The organism is Nocardia sp. NBC_01499, from assembly GCF_045040275.1.
Taxonomy (GTDB): Bacteria; Actinomycetota; Actinomycetes; order Mycobacteriales; family Mycobacteriaceae; genus Nocardia.
In genome coordinates this window covers 8,266,175-8,289,744 of sequence record NZ_CP109426.1, presented here as the reverse complement: position 1 = coordinate 8,289,744, position 23,570 = coordinate 8,266,175, and the positions used below count along the sequence as shown (strand labels likewise).

The window sequence follows — 23,570 nt, the reverse complement described above, 5'->3', positions numbered from 1 at the left end:
CTGGCTGATCGATGAGCATCGAGATGCCCGAGGGCCTGCAGTGGCTCAGCTACCTCGCAGGCGCGTCCTGGCCGAAGGGCCAGGAAGACCCGCTGTTCGCGCTCGGCGACGATTTCCACACCGCCTCCAGCGCCCTGCACGACATCATCGACGCACTGCACGTCGCGTGCAACACCGCGCTGGTGAGCTATTCCGGCGACGGCGAAGACAAGATGAAAGCCCAGTTCGACCAGTTCTTCACCGGCGATCAGTCCGTCGAGAAGATGGCCGAACAGCTCAAGCAGCTCGGTGATTCGGTGCGCCAGTGCGGCACCCAGATCGAGTACTCCAAGCTGCAGATCATCATCACCCTGGCGATCCTGGCCGCGGAGATCGCCTACGCGCTGGCCACGATGTGGGGTGCGTGGGCGGTGCCTGCGATGGAGGCCGAGGCGGCGGGCGTCTGTCAGCTCATCGGCCAACGGCTGGCTACCTTCCTGGCGAACCGGGCCACTCGCCTGGCGGCGATGCCGCTGTGGAAACTGGCCGCGATCACCGGGCTCGAGCAGGCTGCCATCGGCTTCGGCACCGACTTCCTGGTGCAGGCCATTCAGCAGGGCAAGGGTCATCGCGACGGATTCGATGTCAAACAGCTGTTCATCTCGGGTGCCGTCGGCGGCATCTCGGGCGCGGTGGCCGCGCCGGTCGGCAGTCTCATCGGTAAGGGCCTTGGCAATTGGGTCGGCCGCGACTCGATGACGTGGTGGAAGGCGGGCGGCATCGCGATCGGCGCCGGTATCCCCGCCGGTGTGGTCGGCGCGGGCGCCGGGCTGGTCGCCAACGGTGTCTTCACGGGTCAGTGGGAGTTCGATCCGGCGGCGATTCTCGGCGGCGTCGGCGGTGGTCTGGTCGGTGGCGTGCACGGCGTCGCGGGTCACGCGCAGTCGTCGTCGCTCGCCAAGGGCGGTTATATGGGCGTTTCCGCCCCGCCGCCGATCGGCGCCGACGGCACCCACGAGCGCCCGGAGCCGAAGATCGTCGAGCTCAACGAGGGCGATGGCGGATCCTCGCGCGCCTCTTCGCTGTATGACGGTGAAGGCCTGAATTCCCGTGCGCCGTCGGTGCATTCGACGAGTGACCGTTCCGATACCGGCGCAAATTCCGCTGCCACGCACAATGGTTCGACGACCGAACACAGTCGGCAGACAACTCCGGAGACGAACGTCCGGACCAAAAACGGCTCGCAGGGCACGAGGAACGGACAGACCACACGCAACGACAACCAGACCACCCGGAACGACAACTCGGCGACCCGGAACGACAACTCGACGAACTCCACCACGCGGTCGCAGTCCTCGCCCGAGTCGAGGCCTTCGAGCAGCAACGCGCCCGCGCAGCAGCCTGCCGCGTCGTCGCGTACCGAAGGCCAGTCGACACAGACCTCATCGCGCACCGGGATCGATCCCAATTCGGGTTCGTCGCAGACGCCGACGCACTCGGTGAACGCGACATCCACGAATTCGCCTGTCTCCCAGTCGCACGTCGAGCCGACGTCGAATGTCGAGGGCAGCTCGAATCATTCGACGACGCAGCCCGCACAGACACACGCGCCCGTGGAGCAGCCGCGGTTCGACTCGCCCGTCGAGCAACAGCAGCAGTCGCACGTCGAGAACATCGCGAATTCGGCTACGCCACAGTCGAACGCGGGCTTCCGGCCGGATGCGCCGCCAGCTCAGTCGTCCACCGGAAACACCAACGTGCTGCCGGGCAGTACACCGCCAGCGGTGACATCATCGCGAGCCGACGTACCGCCCCCGCCCGCCTCGGTCACCGACAAGGCATCGGTCTCCCCGTCACCGACCCCGCCGCCGTCGCCACGCCCGAGCCTCTCGTCGGTGGGCGACGGCTCCCGCACACCCATCACCGCTGGCGTCCGAACCGACCCGATCACGACCAACCAGCGCGCGGTGACCTCGTCGCCGACCGGGTCGCAGAATCACCCTGTCGAATCGGTGCGGGCGGTCCAGGACCACCCGTCGACCCAGAAGCAACCCGGTGCGGTCGAAACTCCAAGGGAGCCCGTCACTTCCAACGAAACACCCCGTGACTCGGACACGTCCCGAGATCCAAACGCTTCGCTCGGACCGGCCAAGAACTCGGGAGATTTCCCGAAAGGTCCACCGGAGGAACCGGTCTCGCATCCGCCGGCGTCGATCTCACACGAGCAGAATCAGCACGAGCACAACCCCGACACGATCAACGAAAGGCCAAGCACCGGACTGGAATTCGTACCGGAGGAGCGCTTCAACCCCACCCAGGAGCAGGTGGCCGCGCTGCCCGGCTATCGCCTGCAGCGCATTACCGCGGACGGCGACTGCCTGTTCCGGGCGGTGGATCACGTCACCGGCGGAAAGCTCGGCCCCGGCCACGAGGCCGTCCGCGAGAAGTTCAGCCGGGTGTTGCAGGACCGCAAGGACCGTCTGATCGACAAGTTCGTCCCCGATACCGCGGACTTCCGGGAGGCGGCGCGGGAAATCACCAGGCTCGACGCGAATCTTCGCGACTACCCCGACCATCCGGCTCGCCCGGCCTGGGTGCGCGAACGAGAGTTCCGCCAGTGGGACTACGAGTGGGAGCGCTCGGAGGAGTTCGATCGACAGCTCGAAGATCTGTCCAAGCCCGGTCGCTACAACAACGAACTCGGCGATTTCCTCATCCCCGAGGGCGCCGACGCCCACAGCCTGAACATCGTGGTGGTGAACCGCGACGGCACGATGATGCGTTTCGGCCCGCAGGACGGTCCCGAGCACGTCCTGGTTCGGGTCGACGAGAGCGGCGGCCACTATCACGTCGCCGAACCGATCAGGGAACAGCCGTCCAACGACCGCCCGGACGTAATACCTGACGGCAGCACATCATCGGCCGCACACGCCGGAACGGTCACTGCCGAAGATCGGCCGTTCGGCCACAACGCTTTCGAGTCACCGGACCCTCAACCCCGGCACAGCACAACAACTCTCGCGATCATCCGCCCCGACGGCACCGTCATCGAAACATCCGACGGCAGCAGCCATCACAGCGCGACCGACGAAGCGTCACTTCAGGATTCGAGTGTTCATGCGGGTTCAGGTGATCGAATCAACCCGATTACCGCTGCGGCCGTGCCAGGTTCGGATTTCCACGGTCACGTCGAAGCCCCGACGACCAGTCACATCGACGAGGTCCGTACTCAGGTCGACGGAGCACTGCGCGATGTGATCGCTGGCCACGGTGGTTTGCAGGTTGCCCCGATCGACGCGGCCAAAGGCCAGTACCGCGTCACCGACACCACCGGCGTCTACGGCCCCGATAAACACAGCTTCGAAGTGCGCGTCGAAACCCAACGCATCGGCGACGACACCGTAGCCCGCTCAATCCTCAACCACGACAAAGCAAAACACGTCATCCAAATCTCAGACCGCATCTCCACCAAACACATACCCCGCGCACTCGCCCACGAAATCGGCGAAATCGTCGCCGACCGCAAGCGCTACCTCATCGACCGACTCGACGCCTTCGGACCCGACGAAGGCGTCCTGCGCCCTGGTGCGATGACTGGCACCCCCCACCTCACACCTCACGACACCGGTCGAATCCAGGAACTACGAGTGCTCGGGGAGAAACTCGACGAGCTGCCCGCTGCCGGCAACCGGACACCTGAGGAACGAAACCAGTACAACGACCTGCATCACGAAGCCATGGCGTTGGTCGAGCACGTCGGCCTGCGCGAAGGCACACCGGGAGCCGAACAACGCCGAAACCTGATACTCGACCACCTCGAATCATCGCCAACCGCAGGTGATCAGGTCCGTCGCGTACTCGACGACGCGGCCACCCGCTCCGACCAACTCACCTCCGATGACCGCCGACTCCTGCGACAGATCAATCGCCAAGCCGGGACAGACCGAGCCACCTTCGAAACCCACCGAGCCGACCTTCAGCCCGCCTTCAAGCCGCCCATCGCAGACGACGGGGCAAGGATCACCCCCGATCGAGCGCGGGAACTCGCCGACGAAAGCACGCAACAACGTGCGCAACGCAGCGAAGAAACCCTCGCCGACCTGCGCGAAAAGGCCGCGGGCGGCCAATATCCCAAACTATCGGTCATCGAGGCAGGCGGCGGCGCCGCACTGGCTGCTCGTGATCCAGCAGCGTTGCTCGTCGATGACCGCGGCCGCTGGCAATCCGATAATGGCGACCGGATAGCTCAGACCGCAGACCAACTCCGTAACCTCCGGCAGACCGGGCTCGGCGACCCGTATCAATTCGTCGGCGCCGGTCGACCCGATGCTCGCGTACCGCTCGACGCGGTACGCTACTGGGAAGACTCGATCGCGGCCCAAGGGCCAGTCGTCGACGGCAAAGCAACCTTCCGCATGGACAACGGAAAACTGCTTGCCGATATCACTCCGATCGATGGCACCCCGCGGGTCACCGTGGAAGTCGACGGAATCCCGGTCATCGCAACAGGTTTCCCACCCGAGATCATCCCTGGCATCGCACGAGGTATCGGTGGGATGCACGGCACCTTCGACACCGCCACACGGGAGTTGGGCAAGCTCAACACGCCCGAGGCCGATACCGCGAAAGCCCAGATCGAAGCACTCTCCTGGCGGGAAACGAAATCCGCTGGCGATGCACTGAAGATATTGTCCGACAACAACATCGACCACTCCACACTGCCCAAGAACGTCACCGACTCACTCAACGCGATCGACAACTGGAAAACGCTGCGGGAAGACTACCCCGGCCGCGTGCTCTCCGGCGACGACGCGAACTTGGCCGGGGTCAAACCCGAACTTGCTAAAGACTGGATCGTCGCTGGCACCGGCGGCACTGGTATCAGCGGCGTCGAAAACATGCTCAAACTCAGCACCGACGCCAAATTCACCATGATCGGCCGCAACGCACCCGACGGCCTTGGCGAAAACCCCCAATGGAAAGAAGTCCGCAGCACACACGACCTCGGCTACGACCCCAAAAACCCCACAGCAGCCAGCGACAAAATCGGTAATGCCTGGCCCAACCCCACCGCCACCGGCCGACTGACCATGGCCTTCAACCCAACCATGAACATCGGCGCCATCACCGAACTCCCCGGCGACCGCTTCTCCGTCGCCGGATTCGAAGGCGACGGCATCATCGCCTCACTCGGCACCCGCAACGCAGTACCACCCGCTGTCGCCGACCTGGTGGACACCGCGATCAAACGCGACCCAGACTCGGTCTCGGCAAAAATGCTGTTCGACAACGACGGCCAGTACCTCGGCTACCGAATCACAGCCGACGACAAGCACATTGACGTGACCGGCGCAGCCTCTCGTTTCTTCCCCGGCGGACAACTGTTCAAGCCCGGAACAGGAACCGCCCCACCGCTACCGGTGTCGAAACCCGGGACCATCTGGACTACCAACGACTCTCGATACGCACTATCGGGTCGCACCACCGGCTTCGCCGCACAAACCGCCTCCAACAGAGACGCCCCACCAGAAGGCGGCAACTTCGACGGCGGCTACGTCTCCTCCGCCACCCAAGCCACCCACTACGCGGCCTGGCGACGCGGCGACACCACGGACGCATCGCACGACGGCTCACAACGACATTCCCAAAATGCCTCCGCCCCTGCGGGTTCGGGTAATCGAACCAACCCGATCACCGCCGCTGCCGTGCCAGGTTCCGATTTCCACGGTCACGTCGAAGCCCCGACGACCAGTCACATCGACGAGGTGCACGCTCAGGTCGACGGAGCACTGCGCAGTGCGGTCGATGGCCACGGTGGGTTGCAGGTCGACCCGATCGATGCGGCCAGGGGCAGGTATCGCATCACCGACAACACCGGCGTCTATGGCCCCGATCAGAAGACCTTCGAAGTGCGCGTGGAAACACAGCGCATCGGCGACGACACTGTGGCGCGCTCGATCCTCAACCACGACAAGGGTCAGCACGTCATCCAGATCTCTGACCGGATCTCGACCAAACACATACCCCGCGCCCTCGCCCACGAGATCGGCGAAATCGTCGCCGACCGCCAGCGTTATGTCATCGACCGACTCGACTCCTTCGGTCCCGACGAAGGTGTCCTGCGGCCCGGTGCGGTGACCGGCACCCCCCGGCTCACACCGCACGACGCCGGGCGAATCCAAGAACTACGAGCGCTCGGCGAGCAACTCGACGGACTGCCCGCTCCCGGCAACCGGACACCTGAAGAACGAAACCAATACAACGACCTGCATCGCGAGGCGATGGCACTGGTCGAACACGTCGGTCTGCGAGACGGCACACCCGGGGCCGAACAACGCCGAAACCTGGTACTCGACCACCTCGACCCCACCCCGGCCAGTCGTGATCAGGTCCGTCATCTACTCGACGACGCCGCTACCCGCCCAGACCAGCTGACCTCTGATGACCGCCGACTCCTGCGAAACATCAATCGCCAAGCCGGGACAGACCGAGCCGCATTCGAAGCCCACCGTGCTGACCTTCAGCCCGCCTTCAAACCGCCCATCGCGGACGACGGGGCAAGGATCACCCCCGATCGAGCGCGGGAACTCGCCGACGAAAGCACCGCGTTGCGTGCGCAACGCAGCGAGCAGACCCTCGCCGACCTGCGCGAGAAGGCGGCAGACGGTGAGTACCCGAAGCTGTCGGTCATCGAAGCGGGTGGCGGTGCCGCGCTAGCGGCTCGCGATCCAGCAGCGTTGCTCGTCGATGACCGCGGCCGCTGGCAGTCCGATAATGGCGACCGCATCGCTCAGACCGCAGACCAACTCCGCAACCTCCGCCAAACCGGACTCGGCGACCCGTATCAATTCGTCGGCACCGGTCGACCCGACGCCCGCGTGCCACTCGACGCGGTCCGCTACTGGGAAGACTCCATCGCCGCCCAAGGACCAGTCGTCAACGGCAAAGCAACCTTCCGCATGGAAAACGGGAAGCTGCTCGCCGACATCACACCGATCGACGGCACCCCACGAGTCACCGTCGAAGTCGACGGAACCCCGGTCATCGCAACAGGATTCCCACCCGAGATCATCCCTGGCATCGCACGAGGCATCGGCGGAATGCACGGCACCTTCGACACCACCGCACGAGAGTTGGGCAAGCTCAACACATCTGGAGCAGACACCGCGAAAACCCAGATCGAGGCCCTCTCCTGGCGAGACACCTCTTCCGCTGGCGAAGCGTTGAAGATCCTGACGGACAACAACATCGACCACTCCACGCTACCCAAGAACGTCACCGACTCACTGCACGCGATCGACAACTGGAAAACGTTGCGGGAGAACTACCCCGGCCGTGTGCTCTCCGGCGACGATGCGAACCTGCGCGGGGTAAAACCCGAACTTGCTAAAGACTGGATCGTCGCCGGTACCGGAGGCACCGGCATCAGCGGCGTCGAAAACATGCTCAAACTCAGCACCGACGCCAAATTCACCATGATCGGCCGCAACGCACCTGACGGACTCGCCGAAAACCCCCAATGGAAAGAAGTCCGCAGCACACACGACCTCGGCTACGACCCCAAAAACCCCACAGCAGCCAGCCAGAAAAACCCCGACGGCACCTGGCCCAACCCCACCGCCACCGGCCGACTGACCATGGCCTTCAACCGAACCATGAACATCGGCGGCATCACCGAACTCCCCGGCGGTCGTTTCTCCGTCGCCGGATTCGAAGGCGACGGCGTCATCGCCTCACTAGGTACCCGCAACGCAGTACCACCCGCCGTTGCCGACCTGGTGGACACGGCGATCAAACGCGATCCGGACTCGGTCTCGGCAAAGATGTTGTTCGACAACGATGGCCAATACCTCGGCTACCGAATCACCGCCGACGGCCGCCACATCGACGTCACCGGAGCGGCTTCCCGTTTCTTCCCCGGCGGACAACTGTTCAAGCCCGGAACAGGAAGCGTCCCACCACTACCCGTGTCAAGACCCGGGACCGTCTGGAGCACCAACGACTCTCGATACGCACTATCGGGCCCCGCCACCGGCTTCGCCGCACAAACCGCCTCGAACAGGGATGCCCCACCCGAGGGCGGAAACTTCGACGGCGGCTACGTCTCCTCCGCCACCCAGGCCACGCACTACGCGGCCTGGCGACGTGGCGATGCGACAGACGCACCGCACGACGGCTCACAACCACATCCCCAAAACGCCTCCGACCCTGCGGGTTCGGGTAATCGAACCAACCCGATCACCGCCGCGGCCGTGCCGGGCTCGGATTTCCGCGGTCACGTCGAAGCACCGACGACCAGTCACATCGATCAGGTCCACACCCAGGTCGACGGAGCACTGCGCGATGTGATCGCTGGCCACGGTGGTTTGCAGGTCGACCCGATCGATGCGGCCAAAGGCCAGTATCGCGTCACCGACACCAGCGGTGTCTACGGCCCCGACCAACACAGCTTCGAAGTCCGCGTCGAAACCCAACGCATCGGCGACGACACCGTCGCACGCTCAATCCTCAACCACGACAAAGCAAAACACGTCATCCAAATCTCCGACCGAATCTCCACCAAACACATACCACGCGCCCTCGCCCACGAAATCGGCGAAATCGTCGCCGACCGCAAGCGCTACATCATCGACCGACTCGACGCTTTCGGTCCTGACGAAGGCGTCCTACACCCTGGCGCGGTAACCGGCGAACTCAAACTCACACCCCACGACACCGGCCGAATCCAGGAACTGCGAGTGCTCGGCGAGCGACTCGACCGGCTGCCCTCCCCCGACGACCGAACCCCCGAACAACGAAACCAATACGACAACCTGCACCACGAAGCAATGGCACTCGTTGAACACGTCGGCCTGCGAGACGGCACACCGGGAGCCGAACAACGCCGAAACCTGGTACTCGACCACCTCGAATCTTCGCCAACCGCTCGTGATCAGGTCCGTCACCTGCTCGATGACGCAGGCACCCGCCCGGACCAGCTGACCTCCGATGACCGGCGACTCCTGCGACAGATCAATCGCCAAGCCGGGGTGGACCGAGCCACCTTCGAGACCCATCGTGCTGACCTTCAGCCTGCCTTCAAGCCGCCCATCGCAGACGACGGAGCAAGGATCACCCCCGATCGAGCGCGGGAACTCGCCGACGAAAGCACGCAACAACGTGCGCAACGCAGCGAAGAAACCCTCGCCGACCTGCGCGAAAAAGCCGCGGGCGGCCAATATCCCAAACTATCGGTCATCGAGGCAGGCGGCGGCGCCGCACTCGCAGCTCGTGATCCAGCAGCCTTGCTCGTCGATGACCGCGGCCGCTGGCAATCCGACAACGGCGACCGCATCGCCCAAACCGCAGACCAACTGCGTAATCTCCGGCAGACGGGCCTCGGTGACCCGTATCAGTTCGTCGGCGAGGGCCGACCCGATGCCCGCGTGCCGCTCGACGCTGTCCGCTACTGGGAAGACTCCATCGCGGCACAGGGACCGGTCGTCGACGGCAAAGCAACCTTCCGCATGGAAAATGGGAAGTTGCTCGCCGACATCACACCGATCGACGACACACCACGAGTCACCGTAGAAGTCGACGGAATCCCCGTTATCGCAACAGGATTCCCACCCGAGATCATCCCCGGTATCGCCCGCGGGATCGGTGGGATGCACGGCACCTTCGACACGACCGCACGGGAGTTGGGCAAGCTCAACGTATCTGGAGCAGATACGGCGAAGGCGCAGATCGAAGCCCTGTCTTGGCGGGACACCGCATCCGCCGGGGAAGCCTTGAAGATCCTGTCGGACAACAACATCAACCACTCGACACTGCCCAAAAACGTCACCGACTCACTCAACGCGATCAACAACTGGAAAACACTCCGGAAGAACTACCCCGGCCGCGTCCTCTCCGGCGACGACGCAAACCTGCGCGGAGTCAAACCCGAACTTGCCAAAGACTGGATCGTGGCAGGCACCGGCGGCACCGGCATCAGCGGCGTCGAAAACATGCTCAAACTCAGCACCGACGCCAAATTCACCATGATCGGCCGCAACGCACCCGACGGCCTTGGCGAAAACCCCCAATGGAAAGAAGTACGAAGCACACACGACCTCGGCTACGACCCCAAAAACCCCACGGCAGCCAGCGACAAGAACCTCGACGGCACCTGGCCCAACCCGAACGCCACCGGCCGACTGACCATGGCCTTCGACCGAACCATGACCATCGGCGGCATCACTGAACTCCGCGGCGGCCGTTTCTCCGTGGCCGGATTCGAAGGCGACGGAGTCATCGCCTCACTCGGCACCCGAAACGCAGTACCACCCGCCGTCGCCGACCTAGTGGATACCGCGATCAAACGCGATCCGAATTCGGTCTCGGCAAAGATGTTGTTCGACAACGACGGCCAGTACCTCGGCTACCGAATCACCGTCGACGACAAACATATTGATGTCACCGGCGCAGCCTCCCGCTTCTTCCCAGGCGGACAACTCTTCAAGCCCGGAACCGGCGACTTCGCCCCACTGCCCGCCTCGAAACCCGGAACCGTCTGGAGCACCGGCGACTCCCGATACGCCCTATCGGGCCGCACCACCGGCTTCGCCGCACAAACCGCCTCCAACAGAGACGCCCCACCCGAAGGCGGAAACTTCGACGGCGGCTACGTCGCCAGCGCCACCCAGGCCACCCACTACGCGGCATGGCGACGCGGCGACACGACAGACGCACCGCAATCACATCCCCAAAATGATTCTGTCCCTGCGGGTTCCGGCGATCCGGTCAATCGCATCACTGCCGCGGCAGTGCCCGGTTCGGACTTCCACGGTCATGTCGAAGACCCGACAACCAGTCACATCGACCAGATCCACACCCAGGTCGACGGAGCACTCCGCACTGTGATCGACGGCCACGGCGGTCTCCACGTCGACCCGATCGACGCGGCCAAAGGCCAGTACCGCGTCACCGACACCACCGGCGTCTACAGCCACGACCAGAAGACCTTCGAAGTCCGCGTCGAAACCCAACGCATCGGCGACGACACCGTCGCACGCTCAATCCTCAACCACGACAAAGCAAAACACGTCATCCAAATCTCCGACCGCATCTCCACCAAACACATACCCCGAGCCCTCGCCCACGAAATCGGCGAAATCGTCGCCGACCGCAAGCGCTACCTCATCGACCGACTCGACGCCTTCGGCCCCGACGAAGGCATCCTGCACCCCGACGGGCCGACCAACCGACAACTCACACCCCACGACGCAGGCCGGATACAGGAACTCCGTGTCCTCGGCGAGCAACTCGACGACCTGCCAGCTCCCCACGAACGCACACCCGAGGAACAAACCCGCTACAACAACCTGCACCGCGAAGCAATGGCACTGGTCGACCACATGGGTCTGCGCGAAGGCACGCCGGGTGCCGACCAACGCAGAGCGTTGGCCCTCGACCAGGGCGGTGTGCAGGTAAGCAATCTGCTCAATGACGCAGGCGGCCATCCGAACAGGCTTACACCGGACGATCGCCAACTCCTGCAAGACATTCGGGACCAAGCCCGGGAAGACCGCGCCGCACTCGACGCGCACCGTAAGGCGCTGCGCCCCACCTTCGAGCGCCCCATCGCGTTCAACGGAAAACGAGCCACCCCCGACCAAACACGGGCGCTCGCCGACGAGAGCACCCGGCAACGTGCGGAACGAAGCGAAGAAACCCTCGCCGACCTACGCGAGAAAGCCGCGGGCGGCCAATATCCGAAGCTATCGCTCATCGAGGCAGGCGGCGGCGCCGCACTCGCAGCCCGCGACCCAGCAGCCTTGCTCGTGGACGACCGTGGGCGCTGGCAGTCCGACAACGGCGACCGGATAGCCCAAACAGCGGACCAACTACGCAATCTTCGACAGACCGGACTGGGTGACCCCTACCAGTTCGTCGGCGCCGGTCGACCGGACGCCCGCGTGCCGCTTGACGCGGTCCGTTACTGGGAAGACTCGATCGCGGCCCAGGGACCGGTCGTCGACGGCAAAGCAACCTTCCGCATGGACAACGGGAAGCTACTCGCCGACATCACCCCGATCGACGGCACCCCACGAGTAACCGTCGAGGTCGACGGAATCCCGGTCATCGCAACAGGTTTCCCACCCGAGATCATCCCCGGCATCGCCCGAGGCATCGGCGGAATGCACGGGACATTCGACACGACCGCACGAGAGTTGGGCAAGCTCAACACACCCGAGGCCGATACCGCGAAGACCCAGATCGAAGCGTTGTCATGGCGAGAGACCGCATCCGCCGGCGAAGCCTTGAAGATCTTGTCGGACAACAACATCGAGCACTCGGCACTGCCCAAGAACGTCACCGACTCGCTCAACGCGATCAACAACTGGAAAACGTTGCGGAAGAACTACCCTGACCGCGTCCTCTCCGGTGACGACGCGAACCTAGCCGGGGTAAATCCCGATACGGCCAAAGACTGGATCGTCGCAGGCACCGGCGGCACCGGCATCAGCGGTGTCGAAAACATGCTGAAACTCAGCACCGACGCCACATTCACCATGATCGGCCGCAACGCACCCGACGGACTCGCCGAAAACCCCCAATGGAAAGAAGTCCGCAGCAAACACGACTTCGGCTACGACCCCAAAAACCCGACAGCCGCCAGCGAGAAAATCAATAACGCCTGGCCCAACCCCACCGCCACGGGCCGACTGACCATGGCCTTCGACCGAACCATGACCATCGGCGGCATCACCGAACACGGTGGCCGCTTCTCCGTCGCCGGATTCGAAGGCGACGGCGTCATCGCTTCACTCGGCACACGAAACTCGGTTCCACCTGCCGTCGCCGACCTCGTCGACACCGCCATCAAACGCGACCCCAACTCGGTCTCAGCAAAGATGTTGTTCGACAACGACGGCCAATACCTCGGCTACCGAATCACCGTCGACAACAAACACATTGATGTCACCGGCGCAGCCTCCCGTTTCTTCCCTGGCGGACAACTCTTCAAGCCCGGAACCGGCGATTTCGGTCCGCTACCGGCGTCGAAGCCCGGAACTGTCTGGAGCACCGGCGACTCCCGATACGCACTATCAGGTCCCACCCGCGGCTTCGCCGCACAAACGGCCTCCACCAGGGACGCCCCACCGGAAGGCGGCAACTTCGACGGCGGCTACGTCGCCTCCGCGGTCCAGGCCACCCATTACGCAGCATGGCGACGCGGCGGCGTCACTGACCCGACCAATCTCATCACTGCCGCTGCCGTGCCAGGCTCAGACTTCCACGGTCACGTCGAGGCACCGGCAACCAGCCACATCGACCAGGTCCGCACTCAGGTCGACGGAGCACTACACAGCGCCGTCGAAGGCCACGGCGGCCTGCAGGTCGCCCCGATCGATGCGGCCAAAGGCCAGTACCGCATCACCGACACCACCGGCGTCTACAGCCACGACCAGAAGACCTTCGAAGTCCGCGTCGAAACCCAACGCATCGGCGACGACACCGTCGCACGCTCAATCCTCAACCACGACAAAGCAAAACACGTCATCCAAATCTCCGACCGCATCTCCACCAAACACATACCCCGAGCCCTCGCCCACGAAATCGGCGAAATCGTCGCCGACCGCAAGCGCTACCTCATCGACCGACTCGATGCTTTCGGCCCCGATGAAGGCATCCTGCGTCCCGGCACGATGACCGGCGAACCCAAGCTCACGCCCCACGACACGGGACGAATCCAAGAACTGCGCACCCTCGGCGAACAACTCGACCGGCTTCCCGCCCCCGGCAACCGGACGCCTGAGGAACAAACCCGCTACGACGACCTGCATCGCGAAGCGATGGCGTTGGTCGAACACGGCGGCCTACGCGAAGGCACGCCCGGCGCTGAGCAACGCCGAAACCTGATACTCGACCACCTCGAATCGTCGCCAACCGCAGGTGATCAGGTCCGTCACCTACTCGACGACGCAGGCACCCGCCCGGACCAGCTGACCTCGGATGACCGGCGACTCCTGCAAAACATCAACCGTCAAGCCGGAACAGACCGAGCCGCCTTCGAAGCCCACCGTGACGCGCTGCGCCCCACCTTCGAGCGCCCGATCGCCTTCAACGGAGAACGAGCCACCCCCGACCAAACACGGGCACTCGCCGATCAGAGCACCCGACAACGCGCGCAACGCAGCCAGCAAACCCTCGCCAACCTGCGCCAACAAGCAGCGACCTCGCCTGACGAATACCCGAAGCTGTCGGTCATCGAGGCAGGCGGCGGCGCCGCACTCGCAGCTCGTGATCCAGCAGCCTTGCTCGTCGATGACCGCGGCCGCTGGCAATCCGACAACGGCGACCGCATCGCCCAAACCGCAGACCAACTGCGCAACCTCCGCCAGACCGGACTCGGTGACCCGTATCAGTTCGTCGGCACGGGCCGACCCGATGCCCGCGTGCCGCTCGACGCGGTACGCTACTGGGAAGACTCCATCGCCGCCCAAGGACCAGTCGTCGACGGCAAAGCAACCTTCCGCATGGAAAACGGCAAGCTACTTGCCGACATCACACCGATCGACGACACACCACGAGTCACCGTAGAAGTCGACGGAATCCCGGTCATCGCAACAGGATTCCCACCCGAGATCATCCCCGGTATCGCCCGCGGCATCGGTGGGATGCACGGAACATTCGACACCACCGCACGAGAACTCGGCAAACTCAACACACCCGAAGCCTCAACAGCGAAAAACCAAATCGAGGCGCTGTCCTGGCGAGACACCGCATCCGCCGGCGAAGCCTTGAAGATCCTGTCGGACAACAACATCAACCACTCGACACTGCCCAAAAACGTCACCGACTCACTCAACGCGATCAACAACTGGAAAACACTCCGGAAGAACTACCCCGGCCGCGTCCTCTCCGGCGACGACGCAAACCTGCGCGGAGTCAAACCCGAACTTGCCAAAGACTGGATCGTGGCAGGCACCGGCGGCACCGGCATCAGCGGCGTCGAAAACATGCTCAAACTCAGCACCGACGCCAAATTCACCATGATCGGCCGCAACGCACCCGACGGCCTTGGCGAAAACCCCCAATGGAAAGAAGTCCGCAGCACACACGACCTCGGCTACGACCCCAAAAACCCCACAGCAGCCAGCGACAAAATCGGTAATGCCTGGCCCAACCCCACCGCCACCGGCCGACTGACCATGGCCTTCAACCCAACCATGAACATCGGCGCCATCACCGAACTCCCCGGCGACCGCTTCTCCGTCGCCGGATTCGAAGGCGACGGCATCATCGCCTCACTCGGCACCCGCAACGCAGTACCACCCGCAGTTGCCGACCTGGTGGACACGGCGATCAAACGCGACCCCAACTCGGTCTCGGCAGAAATGCTGTTCGACAACGACGGCCAATACCTCGGCTACCGAATCACAGTCGACGGCCGCGATATCGATGTCACCGGCGCAGCCTCCCGCTTCTTCCCCGGCGGACAACTCTTCAATCCAGGAACAGGAACGTTCGCCCCGCTGCCCGCCTCGAACCCCGGGAGCGTCTGGACTACCAACGACTCCCGATACGCACGAACCGCCTCCGGCAGAGACGCCCCACCGGAAGGCGGAAACTTCGACGGCGGCTACGTCGCCTCCGCCACCCAGGCCACACACTATGCGGCATGGCGCCGCGGCGACGGTTCCCTCCCGTGAACAACACAACCAATGGCGTAGGAGGACAAAATGGGACAGCGATCATGACCGCGACCTTCACGGAGGTATGGCGGACACCACCGACCGACGCACCGAACGAGACGGTACGAGCAGTCGCCTACGCCGAGATAAACGCGCGACCGGCCGCGATCTCCATCGCGGGGACAACACTCGCGGCCTGCGATCTGGCGTCAGGTGAGCAGTTCGGCCGCACACACATTCCCGACACCCAAGACACCCTTGTGCTTCTGACGATCGCCGATCTCGACGGAACCCCGATCGCGGTAACCAGCGATATCGGCGGCCGTGTCCAGGCGTTGGACTTGACAAGCGGTAAACCACTCGAACAGCCCGTCGCCGAATTGTACGGTCGCACAAAGGCACTCGTTGCCGCGAAGGACCTGCTGCTGATCGGCCGAGGGGCGGGTGCGACCTCGTCGGTGTACGAGGTTCCCGTCGCCTCCGGCTCGGTCGAGGTGTGGGACATCGCGACCCGGCAATGCGAACGCTGGTTGCGGCACGGCGGTTACACCGATTCGATCGCCGTCACCGAACACCGCGGCCGCACGGTGGTAGTCACCGGATCGACCTATGCCGAACGGCCATTGCTGGACCCGGACGACTCCGAATCACATCTCACGGCATGGGATATCCAGACTGGTGAAAGTCTCGGTACCCCAATCATCCTGCCCTACAACGCATCAGCCGCATCGATGGCGACGGGCGTCCTCGATGAACGCCTTCTCGCGGTCGTCGTTGGCGACGAGGGGTTGAGCGTCTGGGATCTCACCGAACAACGCGAGACGACGACGGTCACCTGCCCCGGTCGAATCGAAACGATCACCTGGGCCCAGACCACCACCGGACCGATCGTGCTGGCCGGTGGCGGTGAGCTGCGAGCCGACGGCCAGAACTGGCTGCGCATGTGGGACCCACGCGACTGGCGCCTGATCGCCGAAACAAGCACCGGCTCCGGCAGCATCAGAAACTGCGCCGCCGCCCCCGACGGCAGCGTGATCGTTCCGTGGGGCGACCACGTCCAACTCCTGCGTCCACAGGAAACCCGTTGACGCACAACATAGTCCAGGAACTAGAGGCGGGCAGCCAGCGCATCCCGGTAGGCGGTCGCGGTCGCTTCGAGCCGCGCCCGAGTGAACCGTCCTGGTTCGCGGGCGTAGGCGGCGCGACCGACCGACGAGATGAACGCTTCGGCGGGCACGGCGTCCATAGCGTCCGGGATGAACTTCAAGACTTCTTCCACAGCCGCGACGGCGGTAGCCACGGCGAGCCGGTCGGGATCCAGCTGTTGCGGCGCGGCGTCGGCCGCCGGTACCAGGGCGACCGATGCGGCAGCCTGCTCGGCGACCAGCAGGAATTCACCGGGACAGATGATCCGCGATGCGACGGAACCACCGAATGCGGGCGGCGAGGGCGGAATCGCCTCATCCAGCTCGAACGTGAATTGCCGCGGCAGCCCGCAGCGCGCACAACTACCCCCGTACACGGCGAGCAGACGACCCTCGTCGTCCTCACGCAAAACGTGGTCTGCCTCGAAACTCGTCTCGCCGCAAGAGCAGGCGTGCAGGTCCATGTAGAGCTGGCATTCAACCGACGACCGAGCGATAAGCACGTCGAAATACTACACCGATCACCCGTTCACCTCCCTGGCCGAGGACACCACAACAGAGGATCACAATGAGTAAACCCGTAGAGATCAAGCCGGACGGACTGCGTCGCGCGGCAACCGGATTCGACGAGGTCGCCGACCGCGCCAAGAAGGTGCTCGACAATCTGAAGAGCTCCTCTGAAAGCAAGGGCGAGCCGTGGGGCGACGACCACGCCGGTGAACGTTTCGCCAACGGGGACAAGGGATACAAGAAGAACCGCGACAACACCTTCACCTCGCTATCCACCCTCGTCGACGTCTTCCACTCGAACGCCAAGAACCTCAGGGACTCGGCGACCACGTTCGAGGAGAACGAGAAGGAGATGGCGAATGCTAAAGAACCACTCCACCCCACCAGGCGTGACGCCATCGCGCGCCCCTACAACTACGCCGATCGCAAGTCCACGGACTGGGCACCGACAAGCAGATTCTTGCGCGACGCCACGGTGACAGAGCGGGGTACCGCCCCATTCGACGCGATGCGGCCGACCGAAAGCACGCCACACGAGGCCTTCCGAACCGACGCGATGCGCCCGACCGAAATCACGCCACGCGAAGCCTTGCGAGCCGACATGTACACGCCGGAGGGCACGGTGACGGACACCGAAATCACGCCACGCGAAGCCTTCCGGGCTGACATGTACACGCCGGAGGGCACGGTCACGGACGGCGAATAAGCTTTGGCGGAGCGGCCAAACTTGTTGAATCTCAAAGTATCTCGACGCCGGAATCACTATCATTCCTCCGGTGAGCTTTCCTGGGTCGATCGTGCGGGCATTGCATGCCGCTCCGGAGCAGGTGATGGTCGAGCACGGGAAGCGCTCGACCACCCGGGGACAGCTGCTCACGATGACGAGCACGATCGCCGGTGGATTGCGCAGGTCAGGGCTCGGCCCGGGGTGCGGTGTCGCCATGACCTTGGACGTCAGCGCCGAGTCGTTGGCCGCCTACCTCGCGGCGTACACCCTCGGCTGCCGTGTCATCGGGGTACGACCCGGCCTGAGCCAGCGACAGCAGGCCCATGTGCTGAGCAACGGAGTGGACGCCGTCTTGGACGACCACCAGGTCGCGGCATTGCTGCGTGGCCCAGCGGAGTCGTTGACAATCGAGGCGCGACCGGGTGACATCGCCCGAGTGGCCTACACCAGCGGCACCACCGGCCTGCCCAAGGGCTGCGCGCAGACGTACCGGGCGTTGTCCGCGCATTGGTCCTGGGGCAGGCAGACGTGGAGCCAGGACACCGCGGAGTTGGCCGCCTGCTTCGACCGCTATCTGCTGTTCGGCACGCTGGCCAGCGCGGTGGTGCAGGACTACCTCGCGCTGTGCCTGCTCGGCGGCGGTACCGCAGTGATCCCGGAACCCGATGGCACGCCACTTTTTCCCGGGGTCATCGAGCGGCTACGGATCACCGCCACGATCATGAACGTGCCCCGGCTCTACCAGATGCTGGACGCCTTGCGCGCCACGCCGACGGACACCGGCAGCCTGCTGGCCATGCTGGTCGCCGGATCGCCGCTGCCCGCGCACCGGCTGGCAGCCGCGGTCCACGCGCTGGGGCCGGTGGTGCATCAGGCGTACGGGCAGACCGAGACCGGCGGCCTGGCCGCGCTGACACCCCGCGATATCGGCGCGGGCGTACTCACCTCGGTCGGCCGTCCGCTGCCCGGCGTGCGCGTCGACATCCGGGACGGCGAGATCTACGTGCGCAGCGACTACATGATGTCGGAGTACTTCGGCGACCAGGCAGAGACCGCCGAAGTGCTGATCGACGGCTGGATACGCACCCGCGATCTGGGCTACCTCGCCAACGGGTATCTCCACCTGACCGGCCGCGCACGGGACGTGATCATCGTGGACGCGCTGCCGGTCTACGCGGGCCCGATCGAACGCGTGCTGGCCAGCCACCCGGATGTAGACCAGGCTTATGTCGTCGGCGCGCCTGATGACCGCACCGGCGAGGCGATACACGCCTTCGTAGTCCCCCGAGCCGGACACCCGCCGGACTCGACCGCGTTATCCGCGCTGGTGCGCGCCGAGCTCGGCCAGTCGAGCGTGCCGCAGACCTACACGGTGGTGCTCGACGCCCCGATCGCGGCAAGCGGCAAGCCGGACAAACAGGCCTTACTGGAGCTATATCCGCGGTAAAGCACGACATTTTGGAGGAGACCTTGACCGAGCTCGACTACCTGGTGATCGGCGCGGGGCCCGCCGGCCTCCAAATGGGCCACCACCTACAGCAGGCCGACCGCAGCTACCTGATCGTGGAGGCCGGCGCGGCCCCGGGCACGTTCTTCAGCAGGTTCCCCCGGCACCGCAAGCTGATCTCCATCAACAAGGTGTACACGGGCTGGGACGACGCTGAACTGAACCTGCGGATGGACTGGAACTCGCTGCTGGCGGGTCCACTGTTCAAGGAGTACTCGCAGCGCTACTTCCCCTCCGCCGACGACATGGTCCGCTACCTCGGCGATTTCGCTGCGGGACAAGGATTGTCGGTCCAATACGACACGCGGATCGAGCAGATCACCCGGCCCGACCTGTTCGAGGCCGTCGACCAGCACGGCAATGTGCTGCGCGCACGACGGCTGATCCTGGCCACCGGCGTCTCGAAGCCCTACGTCCCGGAGATTCCCGGTATCGAGACCGCGGAACTGTATGCCGACATGTCGGTAGACCCGGCGGAGTTCATCAACCAGCGGGTGCTGATCATCGGAAAAGGCAACTCGGCCTTCGAAACCGCCGACAACCTGGTCGAGACCGCCGCCGTCATCCACGTCGCCGGACCCCATTCCATCCGGATGTCCTGGCAGTCGCATTTCGTGGGACATCTGCGCGCGGTCAACAACAACTTCCTCGATACCTACCAGCTCAAATCGCAGAACGCGATCCTGGACGGCAACATCCTCGACATCGCCCGGCAGCCCGACTCGTCGTACCTGGTGACGGTGAGTTTCTCCCGGGCCGACGAGGTCACCAAGGACATCCGCTACGACCGGGTGATCGCCGCCACCGGGTTCCGGTTCGACGCCTCGATCTTCGCGCCGGAATGCAGACCGGAGCTGGTGATCAACAACCGATTCCCGGCGCAGACCCCCGCATGGGAATCGACCAACGTGCCCGACGTGTACTTCGCGGGCACCATCACTCAACAACGCGATTTCAAGAAGTCAACCAGTGGCTTCATCCACGGATTCCGTTATGGGACAAGGTCATTGCACCGAATCCTGGAGCAGCGCCACCATGGGCAGGACTGGCCGCACCGTGCGCTGGCGGGAACCTCCGCAGAGGTAGGCGAGGCGATACTCGAGCGGGTGAACCGGACCTCCGCGCTGTGGCAGATGTTCGGCTTCCTCGGCGACGTCGTCACGCTGACCGCGCAGGGGCAAGCGCGGTACTGGGAGGAAGTTCCGGTCGATTTCGTGGCGGAAGCCGTCGCGGCGGGCTTCTTCGGCGAGGTGGACACCTACCTGGTGGTCACGCTGGAGTACGGCAAGGATCACGACCGGCTCGACCCGTTCGACATCAATGCCCGACGCTTCACCCAATCCGACGCCGAACACGCCTTGGACGGCCGCTACCTGCACCCCGTGCTGCGGCAGTATCGCGGCGACCGGCAGATCGCCGAACACCACATCTCGGAGAACCTCGAGAACGAGTGGACGCACGAAACAGTGCACCGCAAGCCACTTTTCGACTTCCTCGAGACCTCGTTGCGCGCGCCGGAGCCGACGCGATGACCAGCCTGGACGAGCTAGAGCAGCGGGCGAAGAAGCTGCTCGATCCGGTGCACTACGACTACTTCGCTGGCGGGGCAGGCGACGAGATCGCCTTGGCCGACAACGAACAGGCTTTCCGTCGGCTCGCGCTGCTACCCAGGGTGTTACGGAATACCAGCGCCCGGTCCATCGCGACGCCGCTGCTCGGCGACCCTGGCTCCATGCCGATGTTCGTGTCCCCCACCGCGTTTCACCGGCTGGCCCACCCGGAGGGCGAGCTGGCCACCGCACGGGGTGTGGCTGCGGCCGGGCTGATCCTGACCGCGAGCATGGCCGCAACGGTGGCCATCGTCGAGGTCACCGCCGCCGCACGGGAAATCGACCGAGACGCGCGCGTGTGGTTCCAGCTGTACCTGCAGCCCCAGCCGGAGGTGACCGAGGAGATCGTCCGGCGAGCCGAGCGAGCAGGGTGCACCGCACTGATGGTGACCGTCGACTCCCCGGCACACGGCCGCCGGACCAGGGACGACCGCCATGCCTTCACCGACCTGCCCGCGGGCCTGTACGCGGAAAACATGCGGGGCCTGCCCGGGGTGACCGAAAGCGAAGTACGGCAGATCGGGATGTCGTCCGATTTCACGTGGGACCACCTCGACCGGCTTCGCGAGGTGACGCGGCTTCCCCTGGTACTCAAAGGAATCCTGCACCCCGAGGACGCGCGGCTGGCCATCGACCACGGTGCCGACGCGATCCTGGTGTCCAATCATGGTGGGCGGCAACTGGATATCGCGCCCGCGGCCCTGGACGCGCTGCCCGCGGTCGTCGCCGCGGTGGCCGGTCGGATCCCGGTATTCGTCGACGGCGGTGTCCGTCGCGGCTCGGATGTCGCGCTGGCGCTCGCGCTCGGCGCCACGGCGGTCGGCGTGGGACGGCCGGTGCTGTGGGGCCTGACCGTCGGCGGCGATAAGGGAGTCACCGGGGTGCTGGACACCCTGCGCAGCGACTTCGAACACACACTGACCCTCTGCGGGATAGCCGAACTGTCCGAACTGAACGCCGGCCTGGTCGTCGCGCGCGGGGCGGCGGCGCGATGCTGAGGAGATCGACACCGGCACTGGCGATCGTGGCCGCGCTATGGGCGGTGTCGCGCTGGCTGCCGCGGGCGGTGGTTGCCCTTCGGGTGTGGATCTTCGCGAAAGTCAACGGCAGCAACGAGATAACCCTGCCCGGCGAGCGCGGCGGACCGGAGCTGTTCCTGCGGCTGTACGCGAACGCGTCGGCCAAGGGGCGCAGCAAAGGAGCGGCGCTGTCGGACCTGTTCTGGTACTGGCTCGCGCCCGGACCCGAAGTGCACCAGGAACATCTGGAGGACGGTCCACGCTACGACGAGGCGGCACGCACCACCCGTGCCGTGCTGTCGCTGCCGACCACCGCGATCGAGCAGCTCGCCGACCGCTGCGCCCGCCGGGTACTCGACGAGCTGCCGACCGGGCCGATGACCCTGGTTCGACTGCGCGACCTGATGATGCCGATCTGGGCAGAGTTCTTCTACGAGTTGGTCTTTCGCGAGCCATGCCCGCGCACCGCGCGGGATCTCATCGTCGGCAACGCCGACGACGTGGTGTCCTCACTGAAATGCACCGGCCTGCGACACATGCGCCGACGCGACCGCCTCACTCGATACCTGCTCGCCAGGATCGACGCCGGTGATGTGCCGCACCAGCTACCCAGCCTGCTCAGCCGACGCGAACGCGCCTACTACCTCCAGGGCGCGTTCTTCAACACCGCCGTCGTGCAGATGTCCGAGGGGATGGCACACCTACTGCTGGCCATCGCCAAGCACCAGGACGTGCAGGCCCGCATCCTCGCCGAGCCCAACACCCACTATCTGGACCACGTGCTCGACGAAACACTGCGCCAATTCCCACTATTCGGTATCGCGCACCGAATCACCACCGGCGACATCGACATAGACGACGGCAGCACGATCCCCGCGGGAACCGTCCTGTGCTTCAACTACCAGGAATTCGAACGCACCGGACACACCGACCCGGACCGCTTCGACCCCGACCGCTGGTCCACCCAGCACCCCAGGGAAACTCACATCCCCTTCGGCGTAGCCGCCAACCGCCCCTGCCCCGCCTGGCGGGTATCGCCGATCGCGATGCGCGTAGTCACCCGAACCGTACTGGACCGATACCGCCTACAGTCCTCCGTCTCGCACACCCGCTCCATCCCCCACCGCGCCCCCTGCCTCCTACTATCCACCGACAACCCACCACCCCCAATCCTGTTGCGCACCAGCCTGACCGCCCTGCGAGCACGAGACCGATTCGAGGACGTCTGGCGCGGCATCACCCAACTAGTCCTCGGCACCTGGATGGTCCTCGACGCCCGCCATCAAAGCCTTTGCGCAACATACTTCGCCGCGCAGGACTCTCAGGAGCCATCGGCCTGCCCGGTAACAGGCTCGCGCCAGCCTACTTCCGCTCCACCGCACTGACTCAGGCGCATCGGCGGCTCACCCGC

General features: G+C 64.8%; 8 protein-coding genes. 7 read left to right on the top strand and 1 reads right to left on the bottom strand.

Annotated elements, in window-relative coordinates:
- The first annotated feature begins 11 nt into the window (after positions 1-11).
- Positions 12-15,659, top strand: coding sequence for a hypothetical protein (locus OG203_RS37980; RefSeq protein ID WP_405162025.1), 15,648 nt, complete (start codon positions 12-14; stop codon positions 15,657-15,659).
- A gap of 44 nt (positions 15,660-15,703) precedes the next feature.
- Positions 15,704-16,729, top strand: coding sequence for a WD40 repeat domain-containing protein (locus OG203_RS37975; protein ID WP_405162024.1), 1,026 nt, complete (start codon positions 15,704-15,706; stop codon positions 16,727-16,729).
- Positions 16,730-16,749: 20 nt separating this feature from the next.
- Here OG203_RS37975 and OG203_RS37970 read toward each other — a convergent pair whose 3' ends face one another.
- Positions 16,750-17,289, bottom strand: a complete 540-nt coding sequence (locus tag OG203_RS37970; protein WP_405162023.1) for a hypothetical protein — start codon at positions 17,287-17,289, stop codon at positions 16,750-16,752.
- Positions 17,290-17,354: 65 nt separating this feature from the next.
- Here OG203_RS37970 and OG203_RS37965 point away from each other — a divergent pair, with 65 nt between their 5' ends.
- From OG203_RS37965 to OG203_RS37945, 5 genes are all read left to right on the top strand, one after another.
- Positions 17,355-18,002 carry a WXG100 family type VII secretion target gene (locus OG203_RS37965; protein WP_405162022.1) on the top strand — a complete coding sequence of 216 codons (648 nt, stop codon included), beginning with the start codon at positions 17,355-17,357 and terminating at the stop codon, positions 18,000-18,002.
- Positions 18,003-18,072: 70 nt separating this feature from the next.
- The gene (locus OG203_RS37960) at positions 18,073-19,470 is read left to right on the top strand and encodes a class I adenylate-forming enzyme family protein (RefSeq protein WP_405162021.1); all 1,398 of its coding nucleotides are present in this window, start codon (positions 18,073-18,075) and stop codon (positions 19,468-19,470) included.
- Positions 19,471-19,493: 23 nt separating this feature from the next.
- Positions 19,494-21,062 carry an NAD(P)-binding domain-containing protein gene (locus tag OG203_RS37955; protein WP_405162020.1) on the top strand — a complete coding sequence of 523 codons (1,569 nt, stop codon included), beginning with the start codon at positions 19,494-19,496 and terminating at the stop codon, positions 21,060-21,062.
- Positions 21,059-22,138: an alpha-hydroxy acid oxidase gene (locus OG203_RS37950; RefSeq protein ID WP_405162019.1), complete on the top strand. Its 1,080-nt coding sequence runs from the start codon at positions 21,059-21,061 to the stop codon at positions 22,136-22,138. Before OG203_RS37955 ends, OG203_RS37950 begins: the two co-directional genes overlap by 4 nt.
- Positions 22,132-23,544: a cytochrome P450 gene (locus tag OG203_RS37945; RefSeq protein WP_405162018.1), complete on the top strand. Its 1,413-nt coding sequence runs from the start codon at positions 22,132-22,134 to the stop codon at positions 23,542-23,544. Before OG203_RS37950 ends, OG203_RS37945 begins: the two co-directional genes overlap by 7 nt.
- Positions 23,545-23,570 lie beyond the last annotated feature (26 nt).

Bases quoted from the DNA above. Each gene is read 5' to 3' on its own strand.
- OG203_RS37980 (WP_405162025.1), top strand. From the start codon at position 12: ATGAGCATCGAGATGCCCGAGGGCCTGCAGTGGCTCAGCTACCTCGCA.
- OG203_RS37975 (WP_405162024.1), top strand. From the start codon at position 15,704: ATGACCGCGACCTTCACGGAGGTATGGCGGACACCACCGACCGACGCA.
- OG203_RS37965 (WP_405162022.1), top strand. From the start codon at position 17,355: ATGAGTAAACCCGTAGAGATCAAGCCGGACGGACTGCGTCGCGCGGCA.
- OG203_RS37950 (WP_405162019.1), top strand. From the start codon at position 21,059: ATGACCAGCCTGGACGAGCTAGAGCAGCGGGCGAAGAAGCTGCTCGAT.
- OG203_RS37945 (WP_405162018.1), top strand. From the start codon at position 22,132: ATGCTGAGGAGATCGACACCGGCACTGGCGATCGTGGCCGCGCTATGG.